We start from the raw sequence: 18,973 nt of genomic DNA, 5'->3' as shown, positions 1-18,973 counted from the left end.
TTTTGAAATGTTTAAGGGATGGATTCGTTTTGCAACGCAGCTGTTCATTCTTTTTCCTGCACCCATTCCAGGTCGCTGCGTCCGGTTTTTTCCCTGATACGTCGGGCCAAACTCAAAGCAAAAGCAGTGGCGCTGACGGCCACGACTATACCAGTCAGGACCATGGCCTGGGGGACAGGATCAACTTCAGGGGACCTGTCCTGATAGGCCAGACTGATTAAAAAAAGAAAAGATCCTCCAGCCATGATGTTCAGAGAGATTATTTTTCTAAGCATGTGGGGATGGCTGATGAGACCCAGCAGGCCGATACAAAAAATGATGACAGAAGAAAGGGCATAGATGGTCATGGTGGTTGAGGCTGTCATGGTTTTACATCCTCCTCAGGGGACTGTTGTTTTGCTGTTTGGTGTCCAGCAGGAGAGGCCAGCACAAGGCTGATCAGGCAGATGGCAATGGACAGGGCAGCTCCGTATTCCAGAGCCAGAATCCAGATTTTAGAATCAGGGTGGGTCAGCATATGATCGCTGTAGAAGAGGGAGGCTTTTGCCAGGACAAGAAAGGAGGCGAACCCGGCACATAACAGCACCTTCCACCAGGTTCTGGACAGGGAAGCCAGGGATGGATGGCCACCCTGCCAGAGCAGGACACCCCCTGCTGCCAGGACTACTCCGGCCTGAAAGGCGCCCCCAGGGGCGAAGGCCCCGAGCCATAATAAGTATCCGCTGATCAGGACCATCATGGGCAGAAGGATCTTGATGATCCACCTCCCAACAGGCTCAGCCGGTGCTGGAAGCAATGTCCTTTCCAGGTCCTGCCTTTGGCTTACACAGAGGACTCCCAGGACCGCAGCCAGCAGGACTCCCATTTCCAGCCAGGTGTCGTAGCTTCTGAAATCCAGCAGCACTGCTGTGATGGGGTGTTCCAGGGATGACCCTGGCAGATGCTTTTGAACCAGGTTTCCCAGGCGGTCGATATCCTGGGAAATGAAGAAAACCGAACAAAAAAATAATCCGGCCAGGAAAAGGCCTGGAATGAATAATCCCGGTTTGAGCTTGGGTGCAGGCTTTTCCTGGGACTGGCTGAATACACCCAGAGCGTCCATGAGCAGGACTCCGGTCAGACCGGCTCCTACTGCAGCCTCGGCAATGGCAATATCCGGTGACTTCAGCCTGGTCCAGATCAGAGACAGGAGGAGTCCAAAGGTTATGAACAGGACAATGGCCTGAAAGTTTCCGCTGGTCCGGATGATTCTCCAGCATACACCCACCAGGGTTATGCCCAAAATCAGGTCAAACAAGAGATTCATGCCTTGTTCTCTGGTCTGTCAGAATTGTTAAAGAGATGGTTTCCAATGAAATAACAGGCACTTGAACTGCCTACCAAAGCCAAAAGCCAGATCAGGGTCAGTTTGATCATTTCTGGAATGGTTTGGGCTACCAGGATCAGGCCAAGGACTATGAAGCCCAGGCCCAGGTTGTCGGCCTTGGTTAAGGCATGCAGACGGCTGTAGGTGTCAGGGAAACGGATCAGTCCCAGGGTGCCCCCCAGAAAAAAGAAGCCCCCAGCCAGGCAGAAGGCTATTGACAGGATGTTGTTTATCATCAGTTTTCCTTTGTTATCTCATAGGAGGTGTTGCGGACAAAGGCCAGCACTGCCGGAATGATGAGCAGGGCGAAAACAAGGGCAGCATTTCTGATGTAAGGTGATTCAAGGGCCTGGGAGAGCAGCAGTAGAATGGCCACCCCTGTGGTTCCGAACAGCTGGGCGCAGACCATCCGGTCTGAAGGGTTGGGACCGGCCATGACCCTCCACAGCCCTGCCAGGATGTTTAAAAGCAGAAACAGGGCCATTCCCAGGTAAAATAAATTCATGGTCAGGCTCCCGGATACGTTGCAGGTTAAAATTTCACTTCCTGCTAAATAACTGTTATTCTGAAAAGGTTCAAATTTTTATTTTTCCAGACTGGACAGGGACGTTATTAGATATCTGGCCATAAATGGGTTTTTGGCAGAAAGAAAAAAGGTCTTAACGATTTCAGGCCGGGACTTCAGGTGGTGTTCAAGTTCCTGGGTCTGGTTCGGGGTGCTGCACTCTTGGGAGTTTTTTAAGAGCTGTGGATTATGACTGGTAAACGATCTGACCATCAAAAATGGTCATGGCCACTTTGGATCGATGGAGATGATTGAGATCAGTGTGAAAGAGATTGTTTTTAAAGACAACCAGGTCAGCCAGTTTGCCCGGACTGATGCTACCCTGGAGGTTTTGGGCGTTGTAGGCCACGGCAGGTGACATGGTGTAGGCTCTCAGGGCCTGGTCCAGGGAAAAGATCTGGTCAGGGTACCACCCGCCCCTGGGGGTCCCATCGGCCCGGGTTCTGGTTACAGCGGCCTGAATTCCCACTAAGGGGTCCGGGCTGCAGACCGGGCAGTCTGAGCTGAACAGGACATTGATCCCCTGGTCGAGCATTGCCTTAAAGGCATAGGCATGTCTGCCTACTCTTCCTGCGCAGTGGTTTATCATGTTGATGTCCAGCACCATATTGGCGGGCTGAACAGAAACCGGCATATTCAGCCGGGCCAGCCTCTGGATGTCTTTTTCTCTGATGACCTGGACATGTTCCAAACGATGCTGGAGGGCGGGTCCGATGATATTGGCTTTTTTTTCAGCCTGTAATTTTTCGAAAATTGAAATCAGCTCATGGTTGGCCTGGTCGCCGATGGCATGGATCATAACAGCCAGACCTGCCTGGTCGGCAGCCCTGATTTCTTCAAGGAGATCAGCAGGAGGTATCAGGCAGAGACCTGTGCCCCCGGTGTCCAGGTAAGGCTCTTTCATCCAGGCTGTTCTGGCTCCCATTCCTCCGTCCATAAAGTACTTGAGATGGCCGACCCGGAGATAATTGTCCCCGAATCCGGTTCTGAGGCCGATTTCTTCAACAGCTGCCCTTTCTTCTCCAGGCAGGCTGGTCCAGCAATGAAGTTTGAGTCTGCCCTGGTGGTGCAATGCCTGCCAGGCCCTGAAAGTCAAGGCGGATTCAGACTGGTTTCCTGCCAGACGGACGTCGTGAATGGAGGTTATTCCCAGGGAGTGCAGGTCCTTTTGGGCCTGATCCATGATGGACGTTACAGACTCAAGACTTGGTTCAGGCATAGCCTTTTTAACGATGTTAATGGCTTCTTCGCGCAGGGTTCCGTTCAGGCTTCCATCCGGGTTCCGGCCGATCAGGCCACGGACCGGGTCCGGTCTTTCGTCGGCCAGTCCGCTCAGCTGGAGGGCCCTGGAGTTGGCCACGGCCAGATGCATGTCACATCTCCAGATGAGGACCGGGATCTCCGGGCTGACTATGTCCAGATCCCGGCGCAGGGGCATTCTGTTTTCAGGCCAGTCTGACTCATTGAAGCCCAGCCCCTGTAGCCACTGGCTACTTCCGTGCATTGCCAGTATACTGGCCTTGTGACGGATCATTTCCAGGCAATGAATAAAAGATTCAGCCCGGTCAAGGGGAATATAGGTCCGGCCCATGGCCCACTGGTAGTAGTGAAAATGTGAATCCCAGAACCCTGGCAGGACCAGACTGCCTTCCAGGTCAATGGTCCTGGTTCCTGGGCCAGGGTTCAGGCCAAGACAAGGGCCAGCACCCACAGCCATGATCCGTTTTCCAGCAATGGCCAGGGAACCGGCCTCTGGAATCAGGGGGTCCATAGTATGGATGCGGGCGTTTTCCAGGATCAGATCAGGCTTGCGCATTTTCTCTCCTCAAAGCAGAAAGCCTGAAGGGAAAGGGTCAGTTTTATCCAGAACAAAGGTGTGCAGACCAGTGACATGGGCGCTGCCAGTGACTTCCACGCAGACTGCCCGGTATTCTCCGACCATGGTTTCCTGGACAATCCTTGCTTTGAAAGAGGTGCCCAGAGGACCGCTGTTCTCATAAACAGCGTCTCTGGATACAAGTCCTCTGGAGTAGAGCAGGGCCATCTTGGCCGAGGTTCCAGTGCCACAGGGGGAACGGTCCAGGTGGGATTCGCCGTAAACCACAAAGCTGTTACCCTGACAGGGACCCTTGGTCCTGTAAAATTCAGTTACATCTATACTGGCCACCTCGTCCCTTTCAGGATGTCGGACATCCAGGTGTCTGGAGGCCAGGGCTGTGATGTCCATCCCCAGCCGGATTATTTGATCATGGGAAAGCTCAAGAGATTCAAAAAGGGGCTGGCTGAGGTCCACCATGGCAAAAAAGCCCCCGGCACAGACCAGGTCGATGCAGACAGTGCCTATCCCGGGAACAGCCAGAGAAATGTTTCTGGCATATGTAAAACAGGGCACAGAAGTAAAGGAAACAGAATCAACCCGGCCGGGTCTCATTTTGACCAGAACAGGCATGGGTCCTGAAGGTGTGTCCACGATCAGACGCAGGCAGCCGTCAGCATCAGGAAAGGCTTTGATCATTCCTGTTTCCAGGAGGGTAGTTACTGCGCCGATGGTTGCATGGCCGCAAAGATACGGGTACCTGCGGGCATCCATGTATATCAGTCCGAATGATGCACCCGGGGTAGTGGGTTCAGTCATCAGTGCAGCAACAACATCCCGGTTTCCCCTAGGCTCGGTGGTCAAAAGAAGTCTTTCCCGATCCAGGTTGTGGATTGTGAAATTTCTTTTTTCAGCCATGGTCCTGCCGGGAATTGGGCCCAAGCCTTCAACCACGAGCCGGGTGTATTCTCCGGCAGTGTGGGAGTCTATGGTTGTTATGCCTGTAGGGAACCGCCTTTTAAAGGCGGCATAGGTGTCATCTTGATGCATGAGAAAAATATACTACTCTGAACCAGCTTTCTGGGCAGACAGGAGTCCGCAGTGCCTGGGGGCAACGTCTACTACTACCCTGTCCCCGATCTTCAAGGCTGTGATATTGACAATGCTGATGACGTGGATGGAAAGTCCGCCCTCCAGGTCGACAAAATAACTTACTTCACCTCCCATGTAGCTCCGATCCTTGATCACCCCTTTAAAGACATTACCCTGGGTTTCCTCAGGAACCTCATCATGGGGAAAAATATAAAATTTCTGGGCTCTGATGACCAGTTCCACATCAGCACCTTCATTCCAGTCTGATGGATGCCGGGAGAGGAATTCATGACCGCTTTCAAGTCTGATGGTATATGTATCGCCTGTTTTGTTCACCACCCTGGCCGGATAAAAGTTGGATGAACCCAGAAAGTCAGCTACAAACCGGTTGGCAGGAAAATTATAGACGTCTTCAGGAGGACCTTCCTGCTGAAGACGCCCGTCTTTCATGACCACGATCTTGTCGGACATGCTTAAGGCTTCACGCTGATCATGAGTGACGAACAGGGTTGTCACTCCGAGCATCTGCTGCAGGTTGTCGATCTCTCTGCGCATGTCTTCACGAAGGTTTTCATCCAGGGCGGACAAAGGCTCGTCCATGAGCAGGACATCGGGCTCAATAACAATGGCCCTGGCCAGAGCTATGCGCTGCTGTTGTCCCCCGGAGAGCTGAGAAGGGTAACGCTGGCCCACATCGGGCAGACGGACCATTTCCAGAGCATTCCTGACTTTTTCTTTTAAATCAGTCTTGGATACATTGCGGTACTTCAGACCAAAAGCTACATTGTCAAAGATGGTCTTATGAGGAAAAAGGGCGTAGTTCTGAAATATCATCCCAAGGTTACGCTTATGAATGGGGATATCATTGACCATCCTGCCATTGATGTAGATTTCCCCTTCAGTCGGGTGTTCAAGCCCGGCTATCATTCGCAGGATAGTGGTTTTTCCGCATCCGGAAGGGCCAAGAAGGGTGACCAGAGAACCCTGTTCAATATTCAAATCTATTTTTTTAACAGCCTCCATTTTTCCGAATCTCTTTACGATTCCCTTGAGCTGCACCACAGGCTGCTGTTGCGAGTTTTCCACTTTGCGAAATTCTCCTGATGTTAAGGCCCCTCAAAGGTAAACAAGCTGAGGGGCCTTGGATTTGTCTGTTTTTTGAACAGAAGGTTTTTTGCCCTGGGCCAAGACCGTCAACGCCAAAGGAGCCTCAGGTCATGCCCAGCCTTAATGATGACCGGTTGCGACCTTTAGTTCCCATGGGCTGAGAATTGGCATCAGGTTCAGGTAGCTGTTCTGGTTATGATCAGCGTCCGGCCCTGACCCGGTCCCATCTCTCAGCCCATTCCAGTTGCCTTTCATTCCAGTAATGGGGATCAGCAAAAAGATAGCCCTGGAGTTTTCCGGTGGGATCAAAGGCCGGCAGATTTTTAATTTTTTCAGTCAGTTCCACCTTGGTGGGGTCAAGACTGGGGGGATACATCTGCCCTTCAGCCACGGCAATTGAAGCTTCCGGGGCCAGCATGAAGTCAAGCAGCTGATGAGCAACATCAAGGTCAGTACCCTTCATGACAAAGATGCATTCCTGCCAGGAGTAACAACCTTCAGGGGCCAGGAACCCTATGGGGTATCCCTGCTCCTGGAGATGGGCTACTCGTCCGGACCAGGCAACAGTGGCATAGACCTCTTCACTGGCCAGAAGGTTCATGAGTTCAGCTCCCGAGCCCCAGTACTTCCTGACCATGGGCACCTGTTTGCGCAGGGCATCCCATACTGCGTTGATATCCTGGATATTGTTGGGGTCCTGGCCAGTGTAGAGCGCTGCATACCAGATGTTGGTCCGCCACTCAACCCAGCTGCCCAGGTTGCCTCTGATGGAATCGTCCCAGAGCAGGGAGGCTCCAAGTTCTTCAGCTTTTTCCTCTGAGATGTACTTGGTGTTGTAGGCGATCCCGGTCTGACCGAGATTATAAGGAACTGCGGACAACGCTTCCGGAGTGATTCTGCGGTAAGGCTCAATCATGGCCTCCATGACCAGCTCCAGATTTCCAATTTTGGATTCATCCAGGGCTGTGTTGAATTCGAGACCGACATACCGGGCATAGTCAAAGACTCCGCTTAAGTGGGCCAGATTGAATTCTCCTCCAGGTGGAAAGGAGGCAATTACCCTGGTCAGATATGAATCCATATCACCGAATTCACCGTCCACGACTCGTATCCCTGTAGCACTGGTAAAGGGCTCAAAGGCGTAGCGTCTGAAGGCCTGGGAGGTGGTGCCGCCCCAGCCGTCAAACCTTATCCTGCCCTGGGCCATGGCATTACGGACCAGACCAAAGGGTCCTCCTACCAGCCCGGCAGCTACCCCAGCCACACCGAGATATTTTACAAAGTCCCTCCGGGAAAGGTTTCCCTGACGATACTGGTGTCTTACTTCCTCCAGTCTCTTGTTCATGATTTCCTCCTGGGTTTGAAGTTAGCAAATTTATCTGTTTTTTGAAAAGTACCTGATCAGCAGAGCCGCTGTCAGGGGGGCCATTATGGTGAAAAAGATCATCACCGTGCCCAAGGCGTTAATTTCAGGACTTATGGAATGCCTGAGCATCCCGAAAATTCTGACCGGTACGGTCTGGTGCTCAGCTGTGGCCCAAAAGAGGGTGGCGGTAATATTGTCAAAGGAAATAGTGAAGGCGAAAAGAATCCCGGCCAGCACTGCCGGCAAAAGCAGGGGAAGAGTTACTTCCCGGAAAGTCTGAAATGGATTGGCTCCAAGGGATTTGGCCGCTTCTTCATAGACATTGTTTATGCTGACCATCCTGGCCTGAACTATGAGCAGGACATAGGGCAGGGTAAGCATGACATGCCCCAGTAGAAGCATGGCAAAGCTCTTGGGTTGCTGCAGCCAGCGCATGAACAGAAGCAGGGCCACGCCGAGCACGACTTCCGGGACCATGATGGGAGCAAGAAGCAGGGTGTTCAGTGAGTTCTTGCCTCTAAATGAATAACGGACAAAGGCCATAGCTGCTGGAACTGCAATGGTCGTGGATATAAGAGCGGCAAGGGTTCCCAGAAGCAGGGAGCTTTTAAAGGCCTGGATGATGGACTGATTCTGAGCCAGTTCAGCATACCATTTCAGGGTGAATCCCTGCATTGGAAAGCTGGCAAACTGCTGAGTGTCAAAAGACAGGATTATGACCACCACAATGGGCAGGAACATGAATACGTAGACCAGAATGGTGTATAGTCTGATGAAAGACCAGCCTGTGATCCTGAACATGCTTAATTACCTTTGAAAGCTTTAAAGAGTTGATTGATCCCCAGATAACGGTTGTACGTCCAGACAATGGTTCCAAGAAGCAGCAGCAGGATTACGCTGATGGCTGATCCAAACGGCCAGTCCAGAGTGCCGATGACCCGGTTGAATATCAGGTTGGCGATCATTTCATTTCCAGCCCCGCCCAGAATCATGGGGGGAAGATATGTTCCGGCAGTGAGCACAAAGACCAGCAAACAACCCGCACTGACCCCGGGCAGGCTCAGGGGCAGGGTGACTTCTTTAAAGGCCTGCCATTCATTGCAGCCCATGCTCCTGGCAGCTTCAAGGAGGTTCTTGTCGATTCCCTCCAGACTGACAAAAATGTTGAGAATCATAAAGGGCAGCAGAAACTGAATAAGGCCCATAAGCACTGCAGCTTCGTTATACAATAATGACAGGGGCTGGGATATAAGTCCGATCTTCATCAGGAAATGGTTTAGGAATCCGTTGGCCCCCAGGATGTTGATCCAGCTCATGGTCCGGATTATGAAGCTGATCCAGAAGGGCAGCATGATGAGAAGAATCAGGGCCTGTCTGTACCGGGAAGTGCTCCTGTGAAAAAAGTAAGCCGGAATATAGCCCATGACCAGGCACAGCAAGACACAGAAAAGGGAGACTCTAATGGTCCTGAACAGGATACTGGGATAAAACAGGTCTTCAAAGAATCTGGCATAGTTTCCGAACTGAAAGGCTGGAATTACAGCCCCGGTAGGAGCCCTTAGCCAAAAACTGTATACAATTACAAAAAGTATCGGAATGACCAGCAGCAGGAAGATGGCGGTTAAAGACGGAGAAAGCAGAGCCCAGGGTTTCCAGTTGATTTTTTTCATGTAGTATGGGTGGTGGGTTATGGTCAAAAAACAGTATGCTATCTTATATGACTTACCCTGATGATTGTGTATCGTCAAGCATTAATTGGTTTTTTTATAATTTGGCCTTTATAAAGCCCATCAGAAAAGCCTGTTTCAGGTCTGTAAGTCGTACAAATAGTCCCTTTTGGCAATCAAGGCTGGTTGCCTGAAGAAAGGTGAGAATTCCGGCAGCTGGTCCAGCCGGTCTGACAAAGTTTTGACCGGCGGTTACATTTTTTGTGAAATTGAACATGTGAGGCTGTTTGATTGTTTTGAAAAATATGCATACTTCAATTGAATAAGAGCTAAACTTTTTGATGCCTTGGAAAGGAAATTGCGGGTGAATCAAGCATTGGGCCAGAGAATCAGTTATCTTCGCTCTCTCAAGGGAATGAGCCAGGAAGAGCTTGCGTTTGAGGTTGGTCTGTCTTCACAGCATTTGAGCCGGGTGGAAAGAGGGGTTTCAGATCCTTCCCTGGCCACCCTGAAAAGGATCTGCCATTGCCTGCAGACAGATCTGGTGGATTTATTTCTTTTTGCTTTTCCTGATACCTGGCCGGATGGATCCGGGAGGTCTGGTCCCCAGGATTTTTCTGGTTGCGAGACCAGTGTTTCAAGCCCCTCTGGCATGATCACCTTTGATGATGCCGGGAAAGTCCAGTTTTCTTCCGGAGCATACCGGCTGATGGGACATAATCCAGGATCATTCTATCCAACTTTGAACAGGTTTATCAAGATGGTAATTCCTGAAGACCGTCCCTTGTGCCGGGATTTCTTTCAGAACCATGTATCCCAGAATAAACCGGTCGAGATAGTGGTCAGGCTGATGAGAAAAGGTTCTCAGGTTACGCTGAAGCTTTGCCGGGACGTGATCTGGAGCAAAGAGAGTGACTCCAAGAGAATATTGTTCCTGCTGACCGACCTTTCCGGTTACATGGTCTTGAGGGACTTCTGGATACGGGACAGACAGCAGCTGGAAGAATATGTGAACAAGAGAAATCTTGAGTTGTCCAGGGCTCTGGAGAGTTATCAACAGGAGCTGGAAAGAAGAAAAAAATATGAACATGAGTTGAAGATCAGCGAACGCATGGTTTCCGGATCTGCTGACGGGCTGGCATTTTTATGTGCCGAGGCAAAGTTTAAAGTGGTCAACAAAAGCTTTGAGGAAATTTTCAGCCTGACCCGAAAAGCAGTCGTTGGAAAGAACTACCTTGAGGTCATGAAGAACCGGTTCAGGGACACGCAGTGCCTGAAACCAATTGAGCAGAACATCCTGCTGGCCCTTAAGGGCGTCCAAGTCCAGTTTGAGCAGTGGATAGAAGATACGTTCAACAGGACGGTTTTTATCTGTGTCAAACATGTCCCGCTGATTGAAAAGGGTATATTAACCGGAATCATCGTTTCGGTTCAGGACATGACCGACCAGAGAATGGCCGAGGAAAGCTGTAAAAGGATAGTTGAGACGATCACAGAAACGATATTGGAGGTCAACAGCAGGCTGGAAATCTCCTTTGCTAATGAGAATGTGTCTGAGCTGCTGGGCTATGACCCAAAGTCCATGTCAGGGCTGTCTCTCCTGGAACTGGTTCATCCCCAGGATGTTAATCATGTTGAAGAGAGTATTAAAAAAGCGAATGACCATACAGGCTCTTCCAGGTTTGAGGCCAGGTTTATTCACAGAAATGGCAGCCTGGTTCTTGTCCATGTCTGCTCTTCGCGGCTGTTTGATGGAACAGGTTCTTTTCTGGGAGCTACGGTGATGGTGGTGAACCTGGGTTCTTCCTATTGGTTGAGAAAGACAATCAGCAATGATGCATTGATAACTTAAATGCATTTCATAATCAAATTTGGATGTCTGTTTATGAGGTCGCAGTTACTGTTGGTGGCTGGTTTCACTTAATCAAAATCAGGAGTTGAACATGGATAAGATTCCCGGGGCTGATCGTTTGGCAAAAGAGCCAAAACTGTTGATTGGATTATGCCGTAATGTTGTGGAACGCCTTGAGGATTCAGTGGACAATGTGGAGATCCCTGTTCTGGAGGCCCAGCTTCGGGAAATATCCAATACAATCGTCAGGTTAAAAAAACTTGGGGTTGCTGTCCCTCCGGCCTTGCGGACAGAAAAGCACAGGCTCTCATCACTTTTGAATTCAAAAGCAGAGGGTTATGATTCTCTTGTTTATCTGGCCTATGAATTCGAGGGAATTCTGCAGGACTTAAGGTTCCGGATGGGCGGCCAGCCTGAAAAACCATTAAAGGCAAAGAATCGTCCGCACAGTGCCAGCGTTGATAAAAACGACAGGGAAATACTCCGGGAATACATGATGATTGCCTTGGAGAACCTTGGAGGCAGAGCCAGGGTGACCAGTGTTCTGGAGGAGATGACCAGGCTTCTCAAGAAAAAAATGCTCCCTGGAAACCTTGAACTTTACCAGGATGGGAAAAAGATATCCTGGACAGCCCAGCCCCAGGATAACGGTATAGCTCAATTAGCTGGCAAAAGAGCAGGTTATGATGATCTTCCCCTGGATGTATGGGAATTCGAAGAAAAAAGCATTAGAAAGCATATTGGTTAGCTTTTCCAGGCCGTTATTCTTTTAGCTGGGTCAGGGGCAAGGTGTGATTACCAGGAAAAAACTGAATATCTACGATAAAATTTTTAAACATTTTATCTCCAAGGACAAGGGGTGCATACTTGCCATTACCAGTGATCAGCTTTTTTCCAAGGTGATCAGAGGGGCATTCAGGTCAGCCGGACTGCCTACTAATTCTCTTTTTAACTGTTCCCAGCTGGATAAGGCCATATCTCAAGGAAAAAGTCTGCTGGTCAGATTTACCCAGGTAATTTTTCTGGTGGATACCACCATGGAGGGGAAAACAGGTGTTATTCACCTGAAGAGTATCAAAGAACTCATGGGTAGCAGCTGCAGGATTGTTGTTGCAACCAATGAAGTGGGCAGGGAAAGGATTATACAGATGTATGAGATGGGAGCGGACAATGTCATAATAAAGCCCATTTCAGTTGATTCCTTGATCCAGAAAATTGCCCATACCATAAATCCCAACAAAAAAATCGGCAGGCTGGTGGATGAATGCCGGGCCATGATTGCCCTGGATGAGCTGGATAAGGCAGAGGAAACAGTTCAGGCCATCATCTCCATCAAGGCGGACAGTCCCATTGCCTATATTTTGAAGGGAGATATTGCCAAGAAAAAAAAGGAGTTTGATACTGCAGAGCAAAATTATCTCCAGGCTTCAAGGTTCAATGGACATTACCTTGACCCTCTAAAGAAGCTGGCTGAATTATATTCTGATACCAACCGCCTGGAAAAAAAACTGGAACTGCTTAAAAAACTGGATGTGATCTCTCCCCTGAACCCTGAGAGAAAAATTGACATTGCCCAGACCTATCTTGAGGCAGGTAATGAAGAAATGGCCATTCAGAATTTTAACTTGGCAGTGGAGCAGGTAAAAAAACAGGTCGGGGAAATGATTTGCGGGACCTTGATGAAGATCGCCAGAAAGGCTCAAGGAGTCAGGCCGGATATAAGCAGTAAATACATCAGCATGGCCATTGAGCAGAAGGGTAAGCTTCTGAGCAGAGAAGATCTATGGATGATTGCAGAGATGGGGGTGGCCCTGAGGCAGCAGGGCAAATGGCAGGAGGCCATTTCCTATTATAAAAGAGGCCTTGAAGTGGCACCACTGAGTGGATACCTTTATTATAATATCGGAGTGGCCTATCTGCAGGGAAAAGAGTTTTACAAGGCCTTGTCCAGTTTTCAGAAGACCATTGAGTATTCTCCGGAAATTCTCAAGAAGCAGGCTGTGATCCCCTGCAATATAGCTAAGGCCTATATAGGCCTTGGCAGGAAGAAAGAGGCGGCAAAGTTCCTGAACATGGCCCTCAAGCAGGACCCGGATCATAAGGAAACCAAAAGGATTCTGCTGACCGTCTGGAAGAAAAAGATTTCAGCATCCCGCCAACCACACCAGTCATAACTATCTGGTCCTGCTTTGAGGGCTAATGGTCTGTATCTTGCTTTTGTGATTCAGTTAAGGATCACCAAGGAGGATGACCATGGACTCAACCAGCCTTTATTCATTAAAATCAAACCCTTTTCATGGGAATGAATGTTTCCTGCCCAAAGGAATGAACAGCACTGGCCAGTCAAAAAAATGTCAGGACACTGACTATCCTTGTTATTCAAGGGATCTGCCAGACGACAGGGTAAGCATCAGTCTGGGATCAGCTTTCAGGGCAGAGCCAGCTGGGTCAGCCATAAAAGCAAGTCTGGCTGAAATTGCCCCTGGCAAGGAGGATAAGCACAAAAAGCGGCCGGTTCCGGAAGGATCAGCCAGAGAAGGGGCACAGTCCAGGCATGAGGATAGCAGGGAACAGCCGTATTCAAGGGTTGATCTGTATGTTAAGGGCGTCGAGTCAAGGGAGTTCTTGCCGGTGGAGCTTTCAGAGTACAGCTACAGCCTTAGAAAGTATTACAGCAGACTGCTGGGTCGAATTACTGTCTAGAGAAAACCCTGGAAGGGTCAAGGGGATCATGAGCTGAAACCGGACTTGAATCAGGATTTATCCAATGAATTTTTTCATCTCCTGCCGGACCAGCTCAAAATCTTTTTCAAGTACCTGGATCAAACTTTTTACTTTATCAGAATCACCATTCTTCCCGGCAGCTTCAATGCGTCCGGCTGTTTTTGCCAGGGACATGCAGCCGGTATTAGCAGCAGTACCTTTGATGGAATGGGCTGTTCGACCGGCTTTTTTCAGGCGGTTCTCCCCAAGGCAGGCCTTGATTTCATGGATCTGATCCGGGATTGTATGAAGAAACAGCTGGGCAATCTCCCTGGCTGCATTCAGGTCATTGGCAAGCCTGTCCATTAAAGCCACCTGGTCAAAGACTCTGTAGGGCGATGGTTCTGGCTGCTCTTCTGGGGGCAAAGGTGAAGACCGGTTTTTTCCGGTCATGTCTGCTGGGTTCAGATCCATGGGAATCCATTTAGTCAACATATCAGCCAGATCTCTGCTCCGGACAGGTTTGGTTAAATAATCGTCCATGCCAGCTTCAAAGCCTTTTTCCCGGTCTTCCTTCATGGCATGGGCTGTGAGGGCAATGATGGGAACCCGGAATGCCCCGGATTGATTATTAGTTCCAGATGGAGGCTGCTTGGGGTCGGCCTGGCCGGTTCTGCCATGATCCTTGCCCGGAATGTTCAGGCCAGCCATATTGTCCTCAATTTTCCTGATTTTTCTTGTGGCTTCCAGACCGTCCATGCCCGGCATCTGAATGTCCATCAGGATAAGGTCAAAACTTTTTTTCTCAAAGGCCTGAACAGCCTCCACACCATTATGGGCCAGATGAACCCGGTGGCCCATATTCTTGAGGTTTTTCATCACTACCATCTGGTTAATTTTATTGTCCTCTACCAGGAGTATTTCTGAAGCCTGATCTCCCCTGACATTCAGGGCCTGATTGTTGTTACCCAGTTTGGGTTCATGCCTGGGACAATCCTGGACATCCACTCCCAGTTCAACCGTGAAGCTGAACTTTGACCCCCGACCCGGGATGCTTGTGGCCTGGATTTCTCCGTTCATGAGCTTTACAAGCTGCTTGGAAATGGCCAGTCCAAGACCTGTTCCCCCGTATTTTCTTGCTGCAGTGGTGTCTACTTGAGAAAATTTATGGAAAAGAAGATGTATCTTATCTTCAGGGATTCCAATGCCGGTATCCATGACCGAAAATTCGACCATACAGCTGGCTGGGGACTGTGACACCATAAAGGCTTTGAGGGTGATTTTGCCAGTATCAGTAAATTTGAGAGCGTTTCCAGTCAGATTGGTCAGGACCTGAAGAAGTCTGAGCTCGTCTCCTCGAACACAGGAGGGCAGCTTGGGGTCCTTGATGAAATCAAATGCCAGACCCTTGTCTCTGGCTCTTTGAGCCATGTTCCGGGAGAACTCATCCAGCAGGACGGGCAGGTCAAAATCACTGGTTGCCAGTTCAAGCCTTCCAGCCTCTATTTTGGAAAAGTCCAGGATGTCGTTGATCAGCGTCAGCAGGGTTTCACCGCTGGACCGGATTATCTCTGCGAATCTCTTTTGGTCCTGGCTCAATGCTGACTGAAGCAGGTGTTCGGTCATCCCGATAACGCCGTTCAAGGGAGTCCGGATTTCGTGGCTCATATTGGCCAGGAATTCGCTTTTGGCGATGTTGGCGGATTCTGCCTCCTGCTTGGCCCTGATCAGGCTGCTTTCTGTTTTTTTCAAAAGGGTTATGTCCTGAAATACGGTATAGACCATGTATGGTCTTGCTGACCCGGGTCTGTACAGGGGTACGGCAGTAATAATTATCCAGATGTAATCTTTTTGATGAGGATTTAAGATGCCCATCACCTTGTTGAGAATTGATTTTCCGGTATGATAGGCAAGGAAGGCTGGAAGTTCATTTTCTGGATATCTGGAACCGTCTTCTCTGATGAATTCCCATTCCCGGGCCAGGAGGATGCCCTTTTTTACCTGATCCGGGGTCAGGCCCAGGATGCTCATTGCTGCCGGATTGGCCTCAACTATCCTGCCCTGGGCCGATTGGTAGATAACCCCCTGGGACATGGTTTCAAACAGGGTTTCGAATTTTTCCCGGGTGGATCTGCGTTCCATCTCCATAGCCCCACGGATGGCAAAGCTTTTCAGTAAAGAAAGGGCCTCAGGATCATAATGCATGGGCTTATCGTCCAGCATGGCCAACAGCCCGATGGTCTGACCTGAACTGTCTTTAAGGGGAGTACCCCAGTAGCTTTGAACCCCAAGCTCCACAAGCAAGTGGTCCTCTGGAAATTTTTTTTGAACATTGTCAGGATGGTGGCATGTGTCTGTGGTGATAACGTCAAAACAGGGCGTACCCTTAAGATTATAGGAGAAATTTTCACCAAAACCGTCATTGGCCCATACAGCAAGAGTCCTGGCGATATCCGGCTCATTGTTGTCAATGGAAGCTATAAGGGCATAGCGTGTGTCCTGGGAAGTGGCCAGAAGCCTGACCAGAAAACAAAAGACATCCTCTTGCGAACCAGCATCGCTTTCAGCAATGGCCTTTAGGGTTTCCTGGTATTTTTTTATCTGACTGGTGTCTCTGAAGACAACCACTGCACCTGTTTGCTGGGTGTGTTCAGTCAAAGACGAGACAGTAAGACTTACAGGGAACATCTTTCCATTTTTGGTGAAAAAGTGTTCCTGGGTGTGTCTTGTCCGGCCGTCTTTCAGGGTTTTGAAGACCGGACAGTCATGGCTGGGATAAACCTCGCCGTCTGGCCGGTGGTGGTGAAAAAGAAGGTGTTGGTTCTGATTGATCAGTTCTGTTCTGGAAAAACCCAGCATGTCCAGGGCGGCCTGGTTCACAAAGGTGCACAGTCCGTTGCTGTCCACCCCATATACTCCCTCCCCCAGGGCTTCCAGTAATGTGCCCTGCATCTGAAGATGACTGGTGGCCTCGTCCTGAGCTTTTTTTCTTGGGGTGATATCCGAGATAAAGCCCTGATAGTATGCGTTTTGGCCTTTTGGAGTCACTAGGCGAACATTCATGGATATCCAGAAAGTTGAGCCGTTGGTCCGGATATGCCGGCATTCAAAGTTGGTTACCATTCCCCTGGATTCAAGGAGGGTTTTGAATTTTTCCCTGTCCTCCGGGTTCAAGTAAAGCTGGTGCGGGATGTCTGTAACCCGTTTCACCATCTGTGCAGGAGAATCAAAGCCGTACATCTCTGCCATGGCCGGATTTACGCTTAAAAAAGTACCCTGGGGAGAAGACTGGAATATGCCGATGGGTGCCGAATCAATGATGTCCCGGAACTCTTCAAAGCATAAGGGTTGTTCTGGGCTGGTGTTTCTGTCAGGAGGGGATTGTCTGTTCATTGCTGTCCAGGGTTAATGGTTAGGACTCTTCAGCAGGATCCGGCCAGGGAGGGTTGGACAGGCAGCAGCTTCAGCCTGGACGGATCAAGGCAATTCAGAATTGGTCAGGGACTGCAATCTCCATCCAAAACCGGTCCTGTAACACAATGTCACTTTAGATCTGGTTTTGCAACCAGATCAGTCTGGTAAAGATCAGTTGTTCTCTGAAAAAAATGGCTGGTTCATGTCCCTTATCCGGAAGAATGCCTCAGAACTGGTCTGGATCCGGGTGGGCTGTCTTGAATGGGCGACAAGAGGCCTAGGCTTTTAAGAAGTTATGCCTGGGTATCAGCGGTGCCTGGCAGCATGGCCAGGGCCAGCTTCATCTCCTGGGAGAATCTGTTGTGAACCGCAGTGCGGATAGAATCGCTGGAGCCGGAAAAACGGGTTTTGCGTTCCTGGTAGACAGCCTGGATCATGTCTCGATCAGGATTGTCAGCCTGCTGCAGATCGACCTTTCCTGCGGCCCTTTGAAATATATTCATGGCTCCATGCACACCGTGCTGGACAGCCGTGCTCCACAGGACTTCTCTCAAGGCAGAGGATGCTGATTTAATATCCAGGCCGGTTCTGGCCTTAACCCCTCTGGCGGCTGGCAGATAAAAACTGTCATAGATGAACTGGTGCTGGAGGTCGGCAAAAAGCCTGGGATGCTGCTCATCAATTTTTTTCCATTCTTCAGGCATTGCCCCGGTTCTGGACCCGGTATTACCTGGTCCGGACTGACGCAATCTCTGGGAAAGATCAGGAGCTTTCGTGTCGAGAAATGTCAGGAATTCGTCCAGGGTGCCCATGCGGGACGAAAGCTGGTAAATTCCATAGCAGGTTCCGCCCATCCGATCATAACCAATGGCCCCGGAACGGTCTGCTGATTCGAATCTGGCTGCCAGGCTTCCCGGCCTGAGGTCTTCCTTCTGACCAGACTCAATTTCCTGGTGTTCAGGCTTTTTTCTGAAGGCAGCATGTTCCATATAGGCTGAAGTCGCTTTTTTCTGCAGGGTGGGATCAGGTGCATGGTCCCTGAATGCAGGACTATCAGCCAGACGGTTCTGCCCGGTGCTGACTGGAGCACTCCCGGACAGCAGCCCTGGGCCGGAACTGATGGTGGAGGCCAGGGCCATGGTCTGGATGGATACAGCCTGAAACCCTTTTAATCCACTCTGAAGATTGGATTCAAGGCCCTTAACCAGGAGACCATTCAGGGATGGGTCTTTTTGGTGGATGGTATTCAGGATTTCCAGAATTTGCGCCTGGCTGGAACTTTCAGGAACCTGGCTGCCTGAAGTTATTGCAGGGTCCAGTGAGGCGGCAGAAAAGTCAATTTTTTGTCTGATGGCGTTGGAGGCGTACCTGGGAGTATCGACTGTTATTGGCATGCGGATTCTGGCCTGGCCGGATTCTAAAGTCGGGGCAGCTGCAGGCTGTTCTGAAGCTCTGTCAGAAGCAACTGGACCGGTCCGACCCTGGTCTGGGGCCGGCATTGTCCTGGAATCAGCCAGTGATGGAGGCAGAGCAGCGGCCAGGTTGTTGTTCATGATCATTTCAAAGAGCCTGTATTCGCCTCCGGGTAGTTCCCCGGCTGCAGGGCTTTTGGACAGGCTGTTCCGCATGAAAGCCATCATATGTTGTTCAGGTTGTTTGATAATCATGTCCAGATCCTTTTTGGTTTTCATGTTATCATATTCAAGATTCAGGCCATAATTTGGGATGGTTGTTTGACGTGCATAATTTAAAGATCATGTCCAGGGATTGAACTGGTGGAATTATGCAGGAAAAGCCTTTGTCAGGATGATGAAACAAATGACAGTGCCTGCCAGGCATCTGACGCAGAAAAAAGGTTCTTGAAAATCAGTTGAAATAGTAAGGCGATTCTGGTTGAATGTATTTTTCGACCATGCCGCCTGGGGGCGTCCTGAAACATCAGGGCTGAGACAGCACCCCTTGAACCTGATCCGGGTCATACCGGCGGAGGGATAGGCGAGGATGGGCCGGATAATTGGAATTGCC

The 18,973-nt window shown here is 50.0% G+C and carries 16 protein-coding genes and 1 riboswitch; of the genes, 4 read left to right on the top strand and 12 right to left on the bottom strand.

Annotated elements, in window-relative coordinates; translation table 11 throughout:
* Positions 1-44: 44 nt before the first annotated feature.
* The 10 genes from P771_RS0109020 to P771_RS0108970 all read right to left on the bottom strand — a co-directional run bounded on the left by P771_RS0109020 (position 45) and on the right by P771_RS0108970 (position 9,009).
* Positions 45-365, bottom strand: coding sequence for a sodium:proton antiporter (locus P771_RS0109020; RefSeq protein WP_028574889.1), 321 nt, complete (start codon positions 363-365; stop codon positions 45-47).
* Positions 362-1,306 (bottom strand): hydrogenase subunit MbhD domain-containing protein, encoded by a 945-nt coding sequence (locus P771_RS17055; RefSeq protein ID WP_051617230.1) that lies wholly within the window; start codon positions 1,304-1,306, stop codon positions 362-364. Before P771_RS17055 ends, P771_RS0109020 begins: the two co-directional genes overlap by 4 nt.
* Entirely contained in the window at positions 1,303-1,602 is a 300-nt protein-coding gene (locus P771_RS17050; RefSeq protein WP_035244159.1) for a cation:proton antiporter, read from the bottom strand. The genes P771_RS17055 and P771_RS17050 overlap by 4 nt, the downstream gene beginning before the upstream one ends.
* Complete coding sequence (locus P771_RS0109005) at positions 1,602-1,871, bottom strand: MrpF/PhaF family protein (protein WP_028574888.1); 270 nt, start codon at positions 1,869-1,871, stop codon at positions 1,602-1,604. The genes P771_RS17050 and P771_RS0109005 overlap by 1 nt, the downstream gene beginning before the upstream one ends.
* A gap of 247 nt (positions 1,872-2,118) precedes the next feature.
* Positions 2,119-3,747, bottom strand: coding sequence for an amidohydrolase (locus P771_RS0108995; RefSeq protein ID WP_028574886.1), 1,629 nt, complete (start codon positions 3,745-3,747; stop codon positions 2,119-2,121).
* Between the two features lie 9 nt (positions 3,748-3,756).
* The gene (locus tag P771_RS0108990) at positions 3,757-4,797 is read right to left on the bottom strand and encodes a proline racemase family protein (protein ID WP_035244157.1); all 1,041 of its coding nucleotides are present in this window, start codon (positions 4,795-4,797) and stop codon (positions 3,757-3,759) included.
* A gap of 12 nt (positions 4,798-4,809) precedes the next feature.
* The gene (locus P771_RS0108985) at positions 4,810-5,925 is read right to left on the bottom strand and encodes an ABC transporter ATP-binding protein (RefSeq protein ID WP_028574884.1); all 1,116 of its coding nucleotides are present in this window, start codon (positions 5,923-5,925) and stop codon (positions 4,810-4,812) included.
* Between the two features lie 220 nt (positions 5,926-6,145).
* The gene (locus P771_RS0108980; protein ID WP_028574883.1) at positions 6,146-7,291 is read right to left on the bottom strand and encodes an extracellular solute-binding protein; all 1,146 of its coding nucleotides are present in this window, start codon (positions 7,289-7,291) and stop codon (positions 6,146-6,148) included.
* 30 nt (positions 7,292-7,321) lie between these two features.
* Positions 7,322-8,113: an ABC transporter permease gene (locus P771_RS17045; protein ID WP_035244155.1), complete on the bottom strand. Its 792-nt coding sequence runs from the start codon at positions 8,111-8,113 to the stop codon at positions 7,322-7,324.
* A 2-nt stretch (positions 8,114-8,115) separates the two neighbouring features.
* Positions 8,116-9,009 (bottom strand): ABC transporter permease, encoded by an 894-nt coding sequence (locus tag P771_RS0108970; RefSeq protein ID WP_208595957.1) that lies wholly within the window; start codon positions 9,007-9,009, stop codon positions 8,116-8,118.
* Between the two features lie 334 nt (positions 9,010-9,343).
* On the opposite strand from P771_RS0108970, the gene P771_RS18325 reads away from it, so the two are divergent.
* The 4 genes from P771_RS18325 (at position 9,344) to P771_RS0108945 (ending at position 13,534) form a co-directional block, all read left to right on the top strand.
* Entirely contained in the window at positions 9,344-10,831 is a 1,488-nt protein-coding gene (locus tag P771_RS18325; RefSeq protein WP_051617229.1) for a PAS domain S-box protein, read from the top strand.
* 91 nt (positions 10,832-10,922) lie between these two features.
* Positions 10,923-11,579, top strand: a complete 657-nt coding sequence (locus P771_RS0108955; protein WP_028574880.1) for a hypothetical protein — start codon at positions 10,923-10,925, stop codon at positions 11,577-11,579.
* Positions 11,580-11,622: 43 nt separating this feature from the next.
* Entirely contained in the window at positions 11,623-13,005 is a 1,383-nt protein-coding gene (locus tag P771_RS0108950) for a tetratricopeptide repeat protein (RefSeq protein ID WP_028574879.1), read from the top strand.
* Between the two features lie 79 nt (positions 13,006-13,084).
* Positions 13,085-13,534, top strand: coding sequence for a hypothetical protein (locus P771_RS0108945; protein ID WP_028574878.1), 450 nt, complete (start codon positions 13,085-13,087; stop codon positions 13,532-13,534).
* A gap of 57 nt (positions 13,535-13,591) precedes the next feature.
* On the opposite strand, the gene P771_RS18320 is transcribed toward P771_RS0108945, so the two are convergent.
* Positions 13,592-16,927 carry a PAS domain S-box protein gene (locus tag P771_RS18320; protein ID WP_051617228.1) on the bottom strand — a complete coding sequence of 1,112 codons (3,336 nt, stop codon included), beginning with the start codon at positions 16,925-16,927 and terminating at the stop codon, positions 13,592-13,594.
* Positions 16,928-17,241: 314 nt separating this feature from the next.
* Positions 17,242-18,615: a VgrG-related protein gene (locus P771_RS18315; protein WP_150112163.1), complete on the bottom strand. Its 1,374-nt coding sequence runs from the start codon at positions 18,613-18,615 to the stop codon at positions 17,242-17,244.
* 244 nt (positions 18,616-18,859) lie between these two features.
* Positions 18,860-18,958, top strand: a riboswitch (TPP riboswitch).
* Positions 18,959-18,973: the final 15 nt, after the last annotated feature.

The organism is Desulfonatronovibrio hydrogenovorans DSM 9292 (genome assembly GCF_000686525.1).
Lineage (GTDB): Bacteria > Desulfobacterota > Desulfovibrionia > Desulfovibrionales > Desulfonatronovibrionaceae > Desulfonatronovibrio > Desulfonatronovibrio hydrogenovorans.
Note: the sequence above shows the minus strand (reverse complement) of the source record. Positions and strands in the feature narration are given on the sequence as shown.